Origin of the sequence: Pediococcus acidilactici, assembly GCF_016127815.1 — a bacterium.
Lineage (GTDB): Bacteria > Bacillota > Bacilli > Lactobacillales > Lactobacillaceae > Pediococcus > Pediococcus acidilactici.
Genome location: NZ_CP066046.1, coordinates 652,845 through 667,346 on the forward strand (window position 1 = coordinate 652,845; position 14,502 = coordinate 667,346).

The 14,502-nt window shown below is 39.2% G+C and carries 17 protein-coding genes, 1 pseudogene and 1 riboswitch; of the genes and pseudogenes, 13 read left to right on the forward strand and 5 right to left on the reverse strand.

The window, feature by feature from the left end:
* Positions 1–22 precede the first annotated feature (22 nt).
* Both I6H64_RS03245 and ndk read left to right on the forward strand, forming a co-directional pair.
* Positions 23–1,471: a helix-turn-helix domain-containing protein gene (locus I6H64_RS03245; RefSeq protein WP_036685077.1), complete on the forward strand. Its 1,449-nt coding sequence runs from the start codon at positions 23–25 to the stop codon at positions 1,469–1,471.
* A 166-nt stretch (positions 1,472–1,637) separates the two neighbouring features.
* Entirely contained in the window at positions 1,638–2,063 is a 426-nt protein-coding gene (gene ndk, locus I6H64_RS03250) for a nucleoside-diphosphate kinase (RefSeq protein WP_008841027.1), read from the forward strand.
* Between the two features lie 140 nt (positions 2,064–2,203).
* Here the strand turns inward: ndk and I6H64_RS10085 are convergent.
* From I6H64_RS10085 to thiS, 5 genes and pseudogenes are all read right to left on the reverse strand, one after another.
* Positions 2,204–3,351: pseudogene (locus tag I6H64_RS10085) on the reverse strand (dicarboxylate/amino acid:cation symporter).
* 75 nt (positions 3,352–3,426) lie between these two features.
* Positions 3,427–4,647: a M20 family metallo-hydrolase gene (locus I6H64_RS03260; RefSeq protein WP_008841024.1), complete on the reverse strand. Its 1,221-nt coding sequence runs from the start codon at positions 4,645–4,647 to the stop codon at positions 3,427–3,429.
* Positions 4,644–5,417: a thiazole synthase gene (locus tag I6H64_RS03265; protein WP_008841023.1), complete on the reverse strand. Its 774-nt coding sequence runs from the start codon at positions 5,415–5,417 to the stop codon at positions 4,644–4,646. Before I6H64_RS03265 ends, I6H64_RS03260 begins: the two co-directional genes overlap by 4 nt.
* A 21-nt stretch (positions 5,418–5,438) precedes the next feature.
* Complete coding sequence (thiF, locus tag I6H64_RS03270; protein ID WP_008841022.1) at positions 5,439–6,101, reverse strand: sulfur carrier protein ThiS adenylyltransferase ThiF; 663 nt, start codon at positions 6,099–6,101, stop codon at positions 5,439–5,441.
* Positions 6,102–6,299 (reverse strand): sulfur carrier protein ThiS, encoded by a 198-nt coding sequence (gene thiS, locus I6H64_RS03275; RefSeq protein ID WP_008841021.1) that lies wholly within the window; start codon positions 6,297–6,299, stop codon positions 6,102–6,104.
* Between the two features lie 93 nt (positions 6,300–6,392).
* Positions 6,393–6,484: riboswitch (TPP riboswitch) on the reverse strand.
* An 88-nt stretch (positions 6,485–6,572) separates the two neighbouring features.
* On the opposite strand from thiS, the gene thiE reads away from it, so the two are divergent.
* From thiE to I6H64_RS03330, 11 genes are all read left to right on the forward strand, one after another.
* Entirely contained in the window at positions 6,573–7,202 is a 630-nt protein-coding gene (gene thiE / locus I6H64_RS03280) for a thiamine phosphate synthase (RefSeq protein ID WP_036685073.1), read from the forward strand.
* A 61-nt stretch (positions 7,203–7,263) separates the two neighbouring features.
* Positions 7,264–7,431 carry a hypothetical protein gene (locus I6H64_RS03285; protein ID WP_036685071.1) on the forward strand — a complete coding sequence of 56 codons (168 nt, stop codon included), beginning with the start codon at positions 7,264–7,266 and terminating at the stop codon, positions 7,429–7,431.
* Positions 7,432–7,623: 192 nt separating this feature from the next.
* On the forward strand, positions 7,624–8,343 hold the full coding sequence (locus I6H64_RS03290) for a hypothetical protein (protein ID WP_008841018.1): 720 nt from the start codon (positions 7,624–7,626) through the stop codon (positions 8,341–8,343).
* Positions 8,344–8,367: 24 nt separating this feature from the next.
* Positions 8,368–9,093 carry an ABC transporter ATP-binding protein gene (locus I6H64_RS03295; protein WP_008841017.1) on the forward strand — a complete coding sequence of 242 codons (726 nt, stop codon included), beginning with the start codon at positions 8,368–8,370 and terminating at the stop codon, positions 9,091–9,093.
* 49 nt (positions 9,094–9,142) lie between these two features.
* Positions 9,143–10,543, forward strand: coding sequence for an ABC transporter ATP-binding protein (locus tag I6H64_RS03300; RefSeq protein WP_144235474.1), 1,401 nt, complete (start codon positions 9,143–9,145; stop codon positions 10,541–10,543).
* A 30-nt stretch (positions 10,544–10,573) separates the two neighbouring features.
* Positions 10,574–10,726: an ABC-type multidrug/protein/lipid transport system gene (locus tag I6H64_RS03305; protein WP_008841015.1), complete on the forward strand. Its 153-nt coding sequence runs from the start codon at positions 10,574–10,576 to the stop codon at positions 10,724–10,726.
* A gap of 580 nt (positions 10,727–11,306) precedes the next feature.
* The gene (locus I6H64_RS10090; RefSeq protein WP_232623515.1) at positions 11,307–12,104 is read left to right on the forward strand and encodes a sensor histidine kinase; all 798 of its coding nucleotides are present in this window, start codon (positions 11,307–11,309) and stop codon (positions 12,102–12,104) included.
* Between the two features lie 16 nt (positions 12,105–12,120).
* Positions 12,121–12,867: a LytR/AlgR family response regulator transcription factor gene (locus tag I6H64_RS03315; RefSeq protein WP_008841012.1), complete on the forward strand. Its 747-nt coding sequence runs from the start codon at positions 12,121–12,123 to the stop codon at positions 12,865–12,867.
* A 26-nt stretch (positions 12,868–12,893) separates the two neighbouring features.
* A complete protein-coding gene (locus I6H64_RS03320) occupies positions 12,894–13,223 on the forward strand; it encodes a DUF4260 family protein (protein ID WP_008841011.1) in 330 nt (109 codons plus the stop codon).
* 215 nt (positions 13,224–13,438) lie between these two features.
* Positions 13,439–13,777, forward strand: coding sequence for a helix-turn-helix domain-containing protein (locus I6H64_RS03325; RefSeq protein ID WP_008841010.1), 339 nt, complete (start codon positions 13,439–13,441; stop codon positions 13,775–13,777).
* A 14-nt stretch (positions 13,778–13,791) separates the two neighbouring features.
* Positions 13,792–14,487, forward strand: a complete 696-nt coding sequence (locus I6H64_RS03330; RefSeq protein WP_008841009.1) for an ATP-binding cassette domain-containing protein — start codon at positions 13,792–13,794, stop codon at positions 14,485–14,487.
* Positions 14,488–14,502: the final 15 nt, after the last annotated feature.

A 14,502-nucleotide genomic window follows, 5' to 3' on the forward strand; every position in this document is an offset into this window, starting at 1 on the left:
TTTGTTAAAAGGAGCTTGGTTTATGGATTTATGGCGATCATTTTTGTCTTCAAAACAGGTAAGAAAGATTAGACTTCTTGAACAGATTATTTCTAAGTCAGCGGTTTCTCCCGATGATTTAGCAACTAACCTCGCAACAACTAACCGATTAATAAAGGACCTGATTGAGGAATTGAATCTTGAACAGCAACAATTCTACAATAGTTCCCAAAAGTATTATCTGTTTGAAAACCGGATGATCAAGTTATCGAAGCAAGTCCGGGTACGGACGTACGTCGAATTTTACCTGCATTTAAAATCGCAATACGTTAACCAAAGCGCAGTTTTTAAATTTTTACGGTTTTTTTTAACCAACCGAAAAGCAGGAATAATAAAGTTATCCCACTATTTTAACTATAGCCAATCTTATTGTTATAAATTAATTAACAAGGCTAACAGCTTATTACAACGTTTGAATTTTAAGTGTCAAATCAATAAAAGGCTAAATTATTTGTTGGTTGAAGGCGACGAAAATCAAATCCGGATGTTAACCTATCTTTTGGAAATTACCGCGAACCAAATTGATAAGACGATGACAACCACAGTTGCTGTTTCGACCAATCAAGCGTGGTCGCTTAGCCATCAGCTAAAAATGCAGACTTTATTAAATGTTTTTGATAACGCTAACAAAATGGGGAAACTTGCTCAAAAAGCGTCTCGTGAGGAATTGGAGGTTATGACTGCTGTTTATAAAGAATTACACCTAGGTTTTAGTAATCACTTTAATTACATAAGTAAAAATGCTTTTCCAACCGAAAAAATGTTTTTTTACTTGGCGACAATGTATTATTTACCGGAAAGCTTAACGGCTGACTTGATGAGAAAAGTCGGTGAACACCTGGGAGAATACCGCAATAACCAGATCATCGTTAAAGCAAACCAGCTCTTAGGTAAACTAGTAGAAAAATATACCATTCCTAAAAAATACCATCAGCTTTTCTTATTTCACATTACTTATCGGTTCCTCATTACGAAGCAGCTGTCGTTAGAAGTACTGTTTTTAGCAACTAACTCAATCAGCGATATTAACGCAAACGTTCGGCAAATTAGCAGAGACGTTCAAATGACTTACAAAAATGAGTTATCGGTAGGGGTACTTGAAGTTTTTGGCTTTCAAATTGCAGAACTACTATATTCGTACATGAGTCATCTAGTAGCTGAACCAGTGAAAATTGCCATTTATTCTTCATATAGTGCTAACTACCTAATGGTTTTAAAAAACATTCTGCACGGGATCTATAAAAAGAAGTCCGTTTTAATTGTGGAAAAAATAGAAGACGCAGAAATTGTAATTGCCGACAGTGCGGTTAATGTAAATGATCACCAAGTCCTTTTTTATTTCGAAGACGTGCACCGGATTGAGACGTGGAAGAAGTTAGCGATTTATATTCAAACGGTCTTGATTAAGCGAAGGACACAATTAAATATTTAACTGGTTAAAAGCGGATGTTTTCCGAAAGCGTCAGGACTAGACTCGTCCGGATTTAAAATGTAACGGTTAGCAAAAATGAAAACTAAACGTAACCAAATATGGATGCTGAACGATGAGTTTTCTAGTACAATTAAAGCACGCTTAAACGGAAAATGGAGGGGTTTTGATGGACCAAGAACGAATTTTAATTTTAGTGAAGCCAGACGGGGTTAGTTTAGGACACATTGGTGAAGTGATTACCCGCCTGGAACGGAAAGGCTACGAAATTGATGCGCTCAAAGTTACCCGGGCTACCGATAGCCAATTACAGCAGCATTACGCTAAATTAGTTGATAAACCATTCTTTAAGGAAATTGAAACATACATGTTGGAAGGCAAAATCGTGGCCATGATTGCTAGTGGTACTCGCGTGATTGAAGTTTTCCATCGGATGGCGGGGGCTACCAATCCGTCCGAAGCTGCCTTCGGAACGATTCGGGGAGATCTTGGTCGGGAATGGCCAGACGGACTACTTCGAAACGTTGTGCACAGCTCTGATAGCGTTGAAAGTGCTGAACGAGAAATTAAAATTTGGTTCCCCGAATTAAGTTAATTTGGTTATCCAACTAAGGCATGTTTATAAGTATTTATGAATGAAAAATCTAGCTAACTAGTGGAATTATTTCCGGCTGGTTAACTAGATTTTTTTGTATAGATTAATAAATCAATTCCTGAAAAAGCCAACCTCAGCCATCAACCAGCTTCTTCATGATCAATGATTACTGCTGTAGTTACGTCCCCAATTACGTTGGCCACGGTGCGAAACATGCCTACAAACCAGTCTATACTAGCGAATAGCGCGATACTTTCCGCTGGCAAATGGAGGGTGGTTACCGCAATGGTCAGTGCCATGATTCCGCCACCGGGTACCGTAATCGTTCCCACGCATAGGAGTACTGCCAAAAGAATAAATTCGGCTAATTTAGGGGTAGTGAGGGGGAGGTGGTAGATTTGGGCAATGGCGGTGCAAACTAAAGCAAGATACATTGCTAGACCGTTACTATTTAAAACCATCCCTAACGGTAAAACTAATTCGCTGACTGATTTACTGACGCCAAGCCGGTGCTGAACATCCATCAACTCAACCGGAAGGGTAACTACTGAAGAAGTAGTGGTAAACGCCACGAGCAGTATGCGGGTGAGCCCCTTGAACAATTTAGCAAGCGGGATTTGCGTACGCCAAATGGTGAGTAACGTTAAGAATACTAAAATACAACGACGCCGCTCCCATATAAAAACAAAAAGTAAAGCAGCGGTAATAGTAGAGTGATTCCGTGAGTGGCAGTAGTTTTAACCATCAGACAAGCAATTCCTAATGGGGCAATTCGCATAATCAAGGTGATCAATTGGATAATTAAATCATTTAGTTGGGTAACCAAGGTAAGCAATTGGTCATAATGGTGCTGGCGATTGCTATAGCTTAGCAGGGCACCCAGAAAAATTGCAAAAATAATAATCTGGCCAGTGTTTCCCTGGACAAAAGCGTTAAAAATATTTTGTGGAACTAAATTAAGCAGAGTTTTTTGCCAATTTACGGGCGAAGTAGTCTGAACTGCGGGTAGGGAACTATCCGCAAGCAATTTGGCATGCATCAAGAAACCTAGACCGATTCCGATTATCCCGGCAAAAAAGGTGGTCGTCGAGAACCAAAATAATATTTTTGCACCGACTTTTTTAAGGTTAGCAGCGTCAAGGTGTCCAAGTGCGTTAACCACGCTGCAGAAGACCAAGGGGACGATCGTCATCTGGAGGAGATTTAAGAAAAGCTCACCACCAATATTTAAGAAGGACAGTTGGCGACCAAAACTTAACCCCAAAAGGCTTCCCACTAGTGTACCCATAAAGATTAACAAGGTGAATGACGGAGCAAATTTTCGAGTCAGTAAACGTTGTGCCAAATGACCACCGCCTTTTAATTAATTTAAATACGCTTGCTGATATAAACTCTCGGTTAGTACATGAAACCCAGCTTCGAGATCAGCTTGGTCAGTACATTCGGTAAAAGTGTGACTAATGCCAGCTTTACTGGGAACGAAAATCATGGCGGTTGGTACAGATGAACCCATGATTTGACTATCGTGCCCCGCTCCAGAAGCTAGAATCATCGTGGAATAATTTAAATGGTGGGCAACGGTTTGGTTTAAGCGTAGTAAGTTGGAAGCTAATTTAACGGGTTTGGTTTTCGATGAGTAATCAATTTTTAATTTGATTCCGGAATCTGTTCGCTGGGCGGCCGCCTTATGAAGAAGCCGGTCAAAGTATTTTAAGCGCTCTTCGTTGGGATGACGGAAGTCTACGCTGAACTGCACTTCTCCAGGAATTACGTTGGCAACGTTAGGAAAGGTTACGAAATGGCCGATCGTAAAGCGAAAGTCCGGGCCTAATTTAGTGGCAAATTGATTAAACTGGTTAATTAACTCAAGGGCAGCTTGAAAAGCATCGTGCCGAAATTTGGGAGGGGTAGTTCCCGCGTGGTTAGCCTTTCCAATTAATGTAAATAGCAACCGCCGCTGGCCTACAATCCGATTAACTAATCCGATTTGACGGTGAGTGGCTTCTAAAATGGGACCTTGCTCAATGTGCAATTCGGTGAAGGTAGCTGGAAGGGCAGGTTGTTGATGGTTAACTTGCGGTAATGCTAGTAAACTTTGAACGGCATTTTGCCGCGCCTCGTTAAAATCAATGCCGTTAGCATCGACCAAATTATTTAAGCGTGCCTTTTGGACGTAGTACCTTGAGCCGCTAAAAGTGGTTGGAAACCGACTCCCTTCCTCTTCGCTAAATGAAATCGCGCGTAAAGAAAGCTGGGGTTGTCCGTAACGTTGTTTAAGCTTGATTAAGGCATTTATTCCGGCTAAAACGCCGTATAGCCCATCAAAAATCCCCCCATCTTTGACCGTGTCAATGTGCGAACCCGTCGCCACTATCTTTGCGTCGTCTTTTCCAACTAAATCAGCATAGACGTTACCATAGTCATCAACACTGACGGTTAATCCGCCCGCCAGAGCCCATTGGATGAGCTGTTGCTGGGCGGTTGTCCATGCTGGACTATAGACTAATCGATTTTGCTTAGGAAAAGTGGGTGAAGCGTGGGCGATTAATTGCAATTGGTCATTTAAATCAGGGATGTCTTTCATTGCTTACTAATTCCTTGCAACGGGGAAGAAGCAACGGCTTTATGGTTAACCACTCGACCTAATCCTGCCAAGTAGGCTTTCCGACCGGCTTCGATTCCCATCCGAAATGCTTCTGCCATTAATGGAATATCTTCTGCGGTCGCAATTGCAGTATTGGCCATTACCGCATCCGCACCCATTTCCATTGCTTCCGCAGCCTGACTAGGACTGCCAATGCCAGCATCCACAATGATGGGGAGTTTGATTTCATCGATTAAAATTTGGATTAAGTTTTTATTGGCTAATCCTAAATTTGAACCAATCGGGGAAGCTAGCGGCATGACGGTGGCCGCTCCCGCATCCACCAGTTGTTTTGCGGTGTTTAAGTCAGGAAGCATGTATGGAAGAACAATGAACCCTTCTTCAGCAAGAATTTTAGTTGCCTTTACCGTTTCTTGGTTGTCAGGCAGCAGATACTTTTTATCAGGAATTACTTCTAATTTAATGAAATTGCTACCGCTAAGTTCACGAGCTAAGTGGGCAGTTCGAACGGCTTCTTCTGCATTAGTCGACCCGGAGGTGTTTGGCAAAATGGTTACGTGTTCGGGCAGATAATTTAGGATGTCTTCCGTAGTCTCCGTAGTTCGCCGAAGGGCCATGGTAATAATCTCGGCATGGGCATTTTTTACAGCCGCCTTGATTAAGTTATAATCATATTTTCCTGAACCTAAAATAAAACGTGAGTTAAATTGCTGGCCTTTGATGGTTAAGTAATCGTTATTAGATGTCATTGGTTTAGTTCCTTTCTTAATTTAATCGGCTTGGTTACCCAAGATTAAGCGAACAATTTGGTTGGCCTGGTGCCCGGCTGCCACCATGACGCGTGGCGCCATTAACCCTTCTTGCCCACTAGAGACTCCATCGCCGGCGACGTAAACGTGTTGGTTAATTTGCTTAGTTTTAATCTGGTTTGCGGGATGAATTCCGGCCATTCCACTAGCCATCACTAACGGCTTTTGAGGAAATAGGCGACTGCATTCACGTAAAAGCAAGGCTTTAGCTGCCGGGTCGTCAAAAGCTTCGCAAATTACGTCGGCATCCGCAAATAAGTCCGCAACGTTAGCTGCATTAACCGTCACTTGTAAAGGCGTCACGGAAATGAAGGGGTTGAATTCCTCAATATTTTGCTTAAGGGCGACTACTTTAGCCATTCCAATCTGGTTTAATTTATACTGTTGGCGATTTAAGTTACTTAATTCCACTTGATCAAAATCAACCAAGGTTAGATGACCAATCCCGATCCGTGCTAAGGCAATTGCAATGTTAGAGCCCAAACCACCAGCACCCGCGATGGTAACTTTTGACGAGCTTAAAGGTAGCGCAGAATGAGCTACGTTTCGACTAGTCATCTGAGTTTGCAGGTCGGTAATGGAATGTCCATAAAGTTGGAGTTGTTTTTCTTTAAAATTACTCATTTAACCTCCTCCCACGAATGCAATTATTTCTAAATGGTCTGCTGGTTGAATAATGGTAGTGTTCATTTGTTGGCTGGTAATAATTTCGCCGTTTAATTCAACCGCGAGATTGTCAATTTTAGTGTATTTAGTCTTCAAGAAGGCTAATAAATTTTGAGCATCCGCTGCTTGATTTTCTTCTCCGTTAACGATTGCCATGCAAAAACCCCCTTTCTTATGGATACAACCAAAGAAAGGGGGTACGCAATTATGGGTGGCGTAATTCACTAAAAGTGAGTTACAGAATTATGCGATTGCGGTATTCGGTCTTCCTTCGGTAGTACGAACTACATCAGGTTCAATGGGTATGATCTCAGCCAAAAATGGCACCCCAGACGAACTTTAAAGTTTTGATTTATGTGGTAAAATTATTACCACATATATTGTAAACGCTATCATAAAGAAAGTCAAAATTAAATTGAGGTGGATCAAATGTTAGAAAAGCCATTACTTTACCTCGTCACGGACCGGTTAGGGCTAAATCAACAACAATTTTTAGAAAGGATTGAGTTGGCTTGCCAAGGAGGGGTTGATTTACTACAGCTACGGGAAAAAGAAATCAGCAGTGCTGAATACTATAAATTGGCGGGTCATGTAAAAAAGATTACCGACCGTTACCAAGTCCCGTTAATAATCGATGACCAGGTAGCGATTGCGCAAGCTGTCGATGCTGCGGGTGTTCATCTTGGACAAGCTGATTTACCAGTGGCGGTAGCACGGCGAATTTTAGGACCCAACAAGATTATTGGAGCGACTACTAAAACAGTTGCGCAAGCACAATGCGCGGTTGAAGAAGGGGCTAACTATTTGGGAGTGGGAGCAATTTTTCCCACTACAACCCACGTTAAAACCGTGCACACTAGTGTTGCAATGCTAAAACGAATTAAGCAGGAAGCAAAAATAACGGTTTTTGCAATTGGCGGGCTAAATGCGGAAAATCTATCCGTTTTGCGGAATACGAATGTCGACGGAGTTGCAGTAGTTTCGGCAATCATGAAGGCTACGCAACCGCAGCAAGCAGCTCAGCAATTAAAATCTACAGTTATAGATGTTCTTAGTTAAGCTGGGGATTGCTTTGATGGCTAGTAATTTTTTCTGGACCCGATTAACGGAGGAGATAATAATGGAAAAACTTTATCGCGTGTTAAGCTATGGCAATCAATATTTAAAAATTGACGTTGGCAAACCAACTTTCTTTGCTCATGGTGTGGAAGTAAAAGCTAAGGTTAATAAGGAAACTGGTGAAGTGACTCTTTTTATTTCTCAGGAGGATTTGAAAAAATTAGGGTGAACGTTACATAAACTTAATTAAATATTTTGTAAAAGTCCTTGGTTACTTGTGAGCTAGAAAGTAATCAAGGACTTTTTTGCAAGCGTGAGGATCTTTTTTAAGCTAATTAGGAACTAAAACGGACTATTCAGGAATAGTTAATTTACTTAGTTATTTAGCTCTTGCAAGATAGAAGCAAGGAGGACGGTAAAAATGTTTAAAATTACGAAAATGTGTTCAAAACAAGTGGGTTCAAAAAGGCTTGTAGGTACTTTAACCATTATTTTAGGTGCAGCTTTAATAATTACTACAGTGATTTTACATGGGTTAGTTAAGGAAAATAAATTGATGGAATTGCTTCCGGATTCCTTTATAAACGTCCCGAAGCTAGTCCAATATTGGGCCGTCTATTATTATTTTTTTAGTTTGTTTATACGAGCGGGAGTTTTATTACTGCAAGGATTTTTAGCATTTCAAATCATCGCTAGGAGCAGGCAAACGCAACGACTCAGCCAAATTGCAACCTTCCCTTTTTCTAGAAGAAGTATTTTAACCGGGATGTTTTTAATGATCTGCATTTTTTCGGGCATGATTTTATTACTACTTCACGGCTCGATTGTGGCGTTAACGTATTTAAAGTTTAAGCAGTTTTTACCAGGTACGTATCAAGTTTTTTTAGTGAAAGATTGGTTACTTGATTTACTGTACGGATTTATTGCATTAATTCCAGCTTCAATTGCCTTATTAATCCCTAAGGTTAGTTACGTAGTTGGTTCTGCGGTATTGATGATTATTATCCTTTGTAACGCGGGTACGCTAAGCTTTGGCACTAACAGTATTCAGCTTCCGTTAATAACTTTGCTAGCTTTACTGGTAATTGCAACGTTGTTGGGATTGGTAGCATTTAAAAAATTTGCATTATTAGAACTGTAGTTTTTAAACGAAAGGGGGCGCACTTTGAAAAAACAAAATAGCATTTTGGAAATCAAGGGTTTATTAAAACAAATTGATAATGAAGATACTTTGCATAACGTAAATTTAAATTTTAAAAGTGGCCGGGTATACGGTCTATTAGGACCTAATGGAGCGGGAAAAACCACCCTGATGAAGTGCGTATTAAGTTTATCTCGAGTGAATGGCGGAAAGATTGTTTTTGACGGAGAAGAAATTACTAATGGTCAAAACTTTATGAAAAGGGGTAGCATCGGAAGCTTAATTGAAACACCTCAATTTCCAAGTAGTTACACCGTCCAAAATGTTATTGATGAGCAATTGGAAATGATGAACATTCGGGTAGGCCAAACGATGTTAGCTGATCTATTAAGTCAGATGCAATTGACCACCAAGCTAAATGATAACGCGGCAAATTTATCGTTAGGCTGGCGGCAAAAATTAGGAATTACTCGAGCAATGTGCACACTTCCTAAGCTTTTGCTACTGGATGAACCTTTTAACGGGTTGGATTTATCTGCGGTAGAACAAGTAAAGAAGCTGATCGTTAAGCTAGCGAGCCGAGGGACTTGCGTGGTGCTTACTAGTCACATTTTAGAAGAATTACAAAACATTGCAGATCATCTGTACCTGGTTGATGCTCAAGTAATCAAGGAGATCAAAGACAGTGAGTTGCAAGACGGTATTCGGGATTACTATTTAAAAAAATTTGAAAAAGAATCAGGTGTTTAAAATAGGTAAGGAAAAGTTAGTTACGATCAACAGCCTTTGGGTTGCAACAATGCTAATAAATATATTAGCTCCGCTAGCTAATATTGGATTTGCGTTTTCAATTAAGTTCTTAATTGATGACGGTATTCAACAAAATTTAACCCTGCTTTACCGCCATCTTTGCGTTAGCATCCTTGTGGTAATTGTTTTTGTTTTAGGAAATTATCTTGCAAAAGTGCTAACTAGTTTATACACGGCCAAGCAAATACAAAAGTACCGAATGTATTTAATGTCCAGCATGCTTCAAGAAAACTACGTAAGTTTTATAAAGCAAACTACTTCTGATTACCAACACGCACTGCTTAGTGAGGCTGACCAGATTGGTAAAGATTATTTGATGGGATTTTTTGAAATGGTTCGCAACCTGATGTTAGTGGGATATTCGTTAGTGGCAATGTTTATGAGTAGTGGATTTTTGGCCGCGGCAATATTGATTCTAACAGCAATCCCAATTATACTCAGTGCTTTTTCAGCAAAAAAAGGTCAAATTCAAAAGAAACGTGCGCTGGCTGCCGAAAAAACATTTGCAAATAAAATTAAAGAAATGTTGGCGGGGTTTTTAACTATCAAAATTTATCAAGCAGAAAAGAGTGTGAAGCGTTCGTACCAGCTTTTTTTACGTGAGTACACCCAAAAAAGTTTAAAACTAAGCATTACCGAAGACATGACTTCCACCATTTCGGAAGTTTCTGGGCTGATGATTTTTTTAGTTGCCTTTGGTGGCGGGATGATAATGTCAGCTAAAGGAACGTTAAGTGTGGGAAGCGTTACGGCCATTGTGCAATTGGTAAATTTTGTGGTGATGCCGATTAATCAACTAGGATTACAGAACTCTCGTTATCAAGGGGCTAAAGCGCTTTTAAATTCTTTAACCGTATTTTTGCGAAAAGAAACAAGTTCAATCACATCCGGAAGCCACCAGAACCATTTTACTCAAGCAATCGGATTTACCAACGTTAGCTTTAGATATCCAGAGACTAAAAAACAAGTATTGACCAATGTGAATTGTCGACTGCTGGCAAATCATAATTATGCGATTATTGGAAATTCGGGCAGTGGTAAAACCACCATTTTCAACTTATTACTGAAGCTCTTTTCCCCCGATCAAGGAAAGATCACGATTGATGGGAATGATTTAAATAGCATTTCTGCAAAGTGGTGGTATTCTCAAGTGGCAGTGGTGCAACAAGAAGTATTTATTTTTAATGATTCAATCAAGTACAACGTGACTTTGGGTCATTTGTATAGTGACCAGCAGATTGTGCAGGCGCTACAGGAAGCTGGATTAGGGGAATTTCTAGCGACAGTTAACGGCGACTTAAATTATAATTGCGGCGAAAATGGAAAAAATCTCTCTGGTGGACAACGGCAACGGATTTCGATTGCCAGAGCTTTTATCCAAGAAAAGTAGATCATTTTATTAGACGAAGCCACTTCTGCATTGGACAATAAATTAAGCAATGAAATTGAACAAACTTTACTTGCCAAAACTAAGATTACCGTAATCGTAATTACCCATAAAACTAGCGTGGTCAACTTAGCGCGCTTTGATAAAGTTTTTCGGTTAGTAAACAAGAAATTAATCGAAGTATAGATGTTAATGGGAGATGAAACGATTTTTTTAAATTATAAGACAAATGAAGAAAGCGCAAACATTATTTGAGGTGTAGAATATGTATGAGGTGAAGTATATGGTCAATGTGGCGGTAACTGCGGGTGCACAGTGTTTCATTATGCAGATCTTCAACTTCTACATACTCAAAGCGCATTTAACTAAACAATCCTATCCTATTCTGATTGTGCTTGCGCCGGTATTGTCAATTTTGAGCGGTCTTATCGCAAACCAATCTCCGATATTTTCGGGCTTATTTTTAACTGCAGTTTTAGTGGGGTTAAACCAAGTAATCACCAAAAGTAACGTTATCGATTCTCTATTTCCCATCTCATTTTTGTTATGCAGCCTAATTATGTATTTGCTGATTAGTGATATTTTCTCTTTATCGAAGGTAAGCGCGCACTTAGGGGATTTTATCCGCTTAGGTGCTTTCGTTGTGGGAGGATTTATTGCAGTTTATTTGCAAAGTTATCTCACTAATAATTTACTTGATTTTTTTAACAAGCGAAAAATAGTAAAATTGCTCTGCAAATGGTACATAGTTATCTTGGCAATTTTAATGTTTACGACGGTACAAGGTAAAGTTGTCGTTGAGTCAAACGTTAATTCGTTGATTTTAGAAGCTTTATTCGTTGCTTTATTACTGATTGCCGTTTTGAGTATGATTTTTTCTTTTTTAAACGAACTGCACCGGACTAAGCTAAAAAATGAGTTGCAACAAATTAAACAATTAGAAAATTACGCTGCCGTTCTTGAGGATGGATATAGGAATCTCAGAAAAATTAAACATGATTACGTTAATGTGATTTCTAGTTCGTTATTTTTGCTTGAGGACCAAGAGTACGCCGATTTGCGTAAATATTATAAAGAAACGTTAACAATGCTAAATGCAGATGATAAATATGATGAAATCAGGATTGGCGATTTGCAAAATATTGGTAATTCGGCATTGAAGGGAATTATCGCGTATAAATTAATTCAAGCTGAACATCAGAAACTTAAAATTCATTTTGAGTGTATTCAACCGATTGGTGAGCTACACGTGGCTAACGTACATATAGTTGAAATTGTGGGAATTCTAATGGATAACGCAATTGAATACGTTGAAACAAATGGGGGACAAATTGACGTTGTAGTTACCGTAAACGAAGGATACCGATCAATTTTAATTCGTAACTCCTTGAAAAAGGCCAGTAAAACTAATTTACGGGAAATTTTTCAAGAAGGTTATACAACAAAAGGGAACCATGAGGGAATTGGATTGAGTAGTTTACGCGATATCACCGCTAAAGAAGATCACTTGGAAGTAATGACTTCAATTGAAAACGGCTACTTCTTACAAGAAATTGTGTGTTAATAACGGGGAACTTAACATGGATATTCTAATTTGCGAAGACAACATTGAACAACTTTATAATTTAGAAAAAATTATCAAGAATTATTGTTCAAAGAAGAACCTAGAATTAAACATTTTGGCAACGAGTACGAAGGCAGAAGATATTTTGCCAATCATTAAAAATAAAGAGTATGCAAGTGGCGCGCTGTTTATTTTAGACATCTGTTTAGATAAAAGTAACGTTAACGGATTTGAGGTCGCTAAAGCAGTCCGTCAGCGGGATCGAAGTTCGTCAATTGTTTTCTCTACAACTCACGATGAAATGACCTACTTGACCTTTTTATATAAGGTTGAAGCGTTGGATTACGTTCTTAAAGATGAACCTGTAACTTACCAAAAAAGAATCGAAGCTTGTATTGAAGCTGCATACGCAAAAAATCAAGCGTTTAAGAATAGTAAAGTACATAGTGAAAGGTACTTAACTTTTAAAATTGGTCCTAAGTTAGAACGAATCTTAGAAAACGAAGTACTTTACGCTGAAACTTCCGCCAACAAACATCGCATTATAATTCATACCGTAAATAAAGTTTTAGAGATTTACGGCTCGCTAAATAATTTACTAGAAGAGTCGCCAAAGATGGTGCGGTGTCACAACTCTTTTGTAATTAACCGAGAAAAGATCCAAGTTTTAGATTTGAACCAAATGCAAGTACTGTTGAGTAGTGGTGAGAGCTGTTTTGTTTCTAGAAAGTACCTTAGTAAATTAAGACAGCTACTGGTTTAAGCAATTGAAAAAGCGAGCGTGAGTAAATGGCCTTTAAAACGTGGACATCCAAATTAGAATATTTGTTATTGTTAGCGATTTTAGGAATCGTCTTTGTTAAAGCTAGGGTAAACCTGCTTTTTTTACTGGCGACATTTTTAATATTTGATGTGGGGGCTTTAGGCTACTTGGTTTCTCCGAAGATGGGTAATTATTTATATAATCTAACCCATACATTTACGTTGCCACTGATTTTATCATGCAGCTACTTGGTTGGAGAAAATGTCTTAGGAAAAATGACGTTACCAATTATACTAGTATGGTTAATTCACATTACAATTGATCGATTATTGGGTTGGAAACTAATGCCGCGATAATAAAAAGGAAACTTCAAAATTAAAGTTTTTTAAATAGATTGAAATAAAAGCGCCCTTAAATTGCGGGACCTAGTACACCCAGATCATTTTATTACTTTAAGACCTCGATAGAGCACGCTTGTTGAAGGCGGTGCTAATAATCGGGGCAGAATGCTAACAACAAGTTCGTGATTTTTACTGAGGAAAGTTGCATATTGAGTGGGGGAGGGTCAAAAATGGTTGGTCAAAAAATTCGAAAAGAACGTGAAAAAAGGGGGTGGAGCCAAAATGATTTAGCAAAGTTATTGCAAGTTAGTCGGCAAACCATCTCGAAGTGGGAAACGGAAAGTGCTTATCCTGACGTAGAACGGTTAATGCAACTTAGCGACTTGTTTGAAATTAGTTTAGACGCGTTGATCCGGGATCGGGAAGTCTCTGCCAAAAAATTACGGGTTCAAAGAGCCCGGACAGGGATGACTTTTTGGGATTTTTTAAGTAAACGTTGGTGGCTAATTTTTGTTTTTACGTGGTGTTTAGCGTGGTTGCTTCCCATAGTTATTCGGGCATTTAAGTAAAGGGAGGTCGTAAAATGACAAATTACTTGGTAGAAACCCAGCAATTAACCAAGTCTTTTAAGGGACGGACGGTACTATCAAAAATAGATTTGGCAATCCCCCAAGGAAAGATATACGGCTTATTAGGAATTAACGGAGCGGGAAAGTCCACCTTGATGAAAATAATTACGGGGATCATTATCAAATATCAAGGGAAAGTTTTTTATCATGGTCACCAGTGGGAGCGTAATGACTTGCGTTCGATTGGCTCATTAATTGAAGAACCGGCGGCTTACCAAAATCTAACGGCCGTTCAAAATATGCAAATTGTCGCTTTGGAAGAACAGCTAAACTTTTCTACGATTGAGCACGTATTAAACCAGTTTGGAATTGCTAACACTGGGAGTCGTAAGGTGGAAGATTTTTCAATGGGAATGAAACAACGCTTAGGAATTGCAATGGCAATGTTAAAAGATCCAGAACTTTTAATTTTGGATGAACCTTTTAACGGACTCGACCCGTACGGCATTAAAGAATTGAAAAATTATTTAAGGAAACTTGCTAGGCAGGGGAAGACCATTATGATTTCTAGCCACATACTACCCGAGTTGCAGGATTTTGCTGAGTACGTTGGTATCATTCACGATGGTAAATTAGTGTACCAAGGCCAAGTTTCGGAGGAACAGGATATTAGTCAAATATTTTTCGCTGAAACGAACCAGAAAGGCTAGGGTAATGCTGAATAC

What these genes read in the sequence shown, in the direction of transcription:
- I6H64_RS10090 (WP_232623515.1), top strand. Translation starts at nt 11,307, where the DNA reads ATGTTTACGACGGTACAAGGTAAAGTTGTCGTTGAGTCAAACGTTAAT.
- I6H64_RS03265 (WP_008841023.1), bottom strand. Translation starts at nt 5,417, where the DNA reads ATGACATCTAATAACGATTACTTAACCATCAAAGGCCAGCAATTTAAC.
- I6H64_RS03325 (WP_008841010.1), top strand. Translation starts at nt 13,439, where the DNA reads ATGGTTGGTCAAAAAATTCGAAAAGAACGTGAAAAAAGGGGGTGGAGC.
- I6H64_RS03285 (WP_036685071.1), top strand. Translation starts at nt 7,264, where the DNA reads ATGGAAAAACTTTATCGCGTGTTAAGCTATGGCAATCAATATTTAAAA.
- thiE (WP_036685073.1), top strand. Translation starts at nt 6,573, where the DNA reads ATGTTAGAAAAGCCATTACTTTACCTCGTCACGGACCGGTTAGGGCTA.
- I6H64_RS03320 (WP_008841011.1), top strand. Translation starts at nt 12,894, where the DNA reads ATGGCCTTTAAAACGTGGACATCCAAATTAGAATATTTGTTATTGTTA.
- ndk (WP_008841027.1), top strand. Translation starts at nt 1,638, where the DNA reads ATGGACCAAGAACGAATTTTAATTTTAGTGAAGCCAGACGGGGTTAGT.
- I6H64_RS03245 (WP_036685077.1), top strand. Translation starts at nt 23, where the DNA reads ATGGATTTATGGCGATCATTTTTGTCTTCAAAACAGGTAAGAAAGATT.
- I6H64_RS03260 (WP_008841024.1), bottom strand. Translation starts at nt 4,647, where the DNA reads ATGAAAGACATCCCTGATTTAAATGACCAATTGCAATTAATCGCCCAC.
- I6H64_RS03300 (WP_144235474.1), top strand. Translation starts at nt 9,143, where the DNA reads ATGCTAATAAATATATTAGCTCCGCTAGCTAATATTGGATTTGCGTTT.
- I6H64_RS03290 (WP_008841018.1), top strand. Translation starts at nt 7,624, where the DNA reads ATGTTTAAAATTACGAAAATGTGTTCAAAACAAGTGGGTTCAAAAAGG.
- thiF (WP_008841022.1), bottom strand. Translation starts at nt 6,101, where the DNA reads ATGAGTAATTTTAAAGAAAAACAACTCCAACTTTATGGACATTCCATT.
- I6H64_RS03315 (WP_008841012.1), top strand. Translation starts at nt 12,121, where the DNA reads ATGGATATTCTAATTTGCGAAGACAACATTGAACAACTTTATAATTTA.
- thiS (WP_008841021.1), bottom strand. Translation starts at nt 6,299, where the DNA reads ATGGCAATCGTTAACGGAGAAGAAAATCAAGCAGCGGATGCTCAAAAT.
- I6H64_RS03330 (WP_008841009.1), top strand. Translation starts at nt 13,792, where the DNA reads ATGACAAATTACTTGGTAGAAACCCAGCAATTAACCAAGTCTTTTAAG.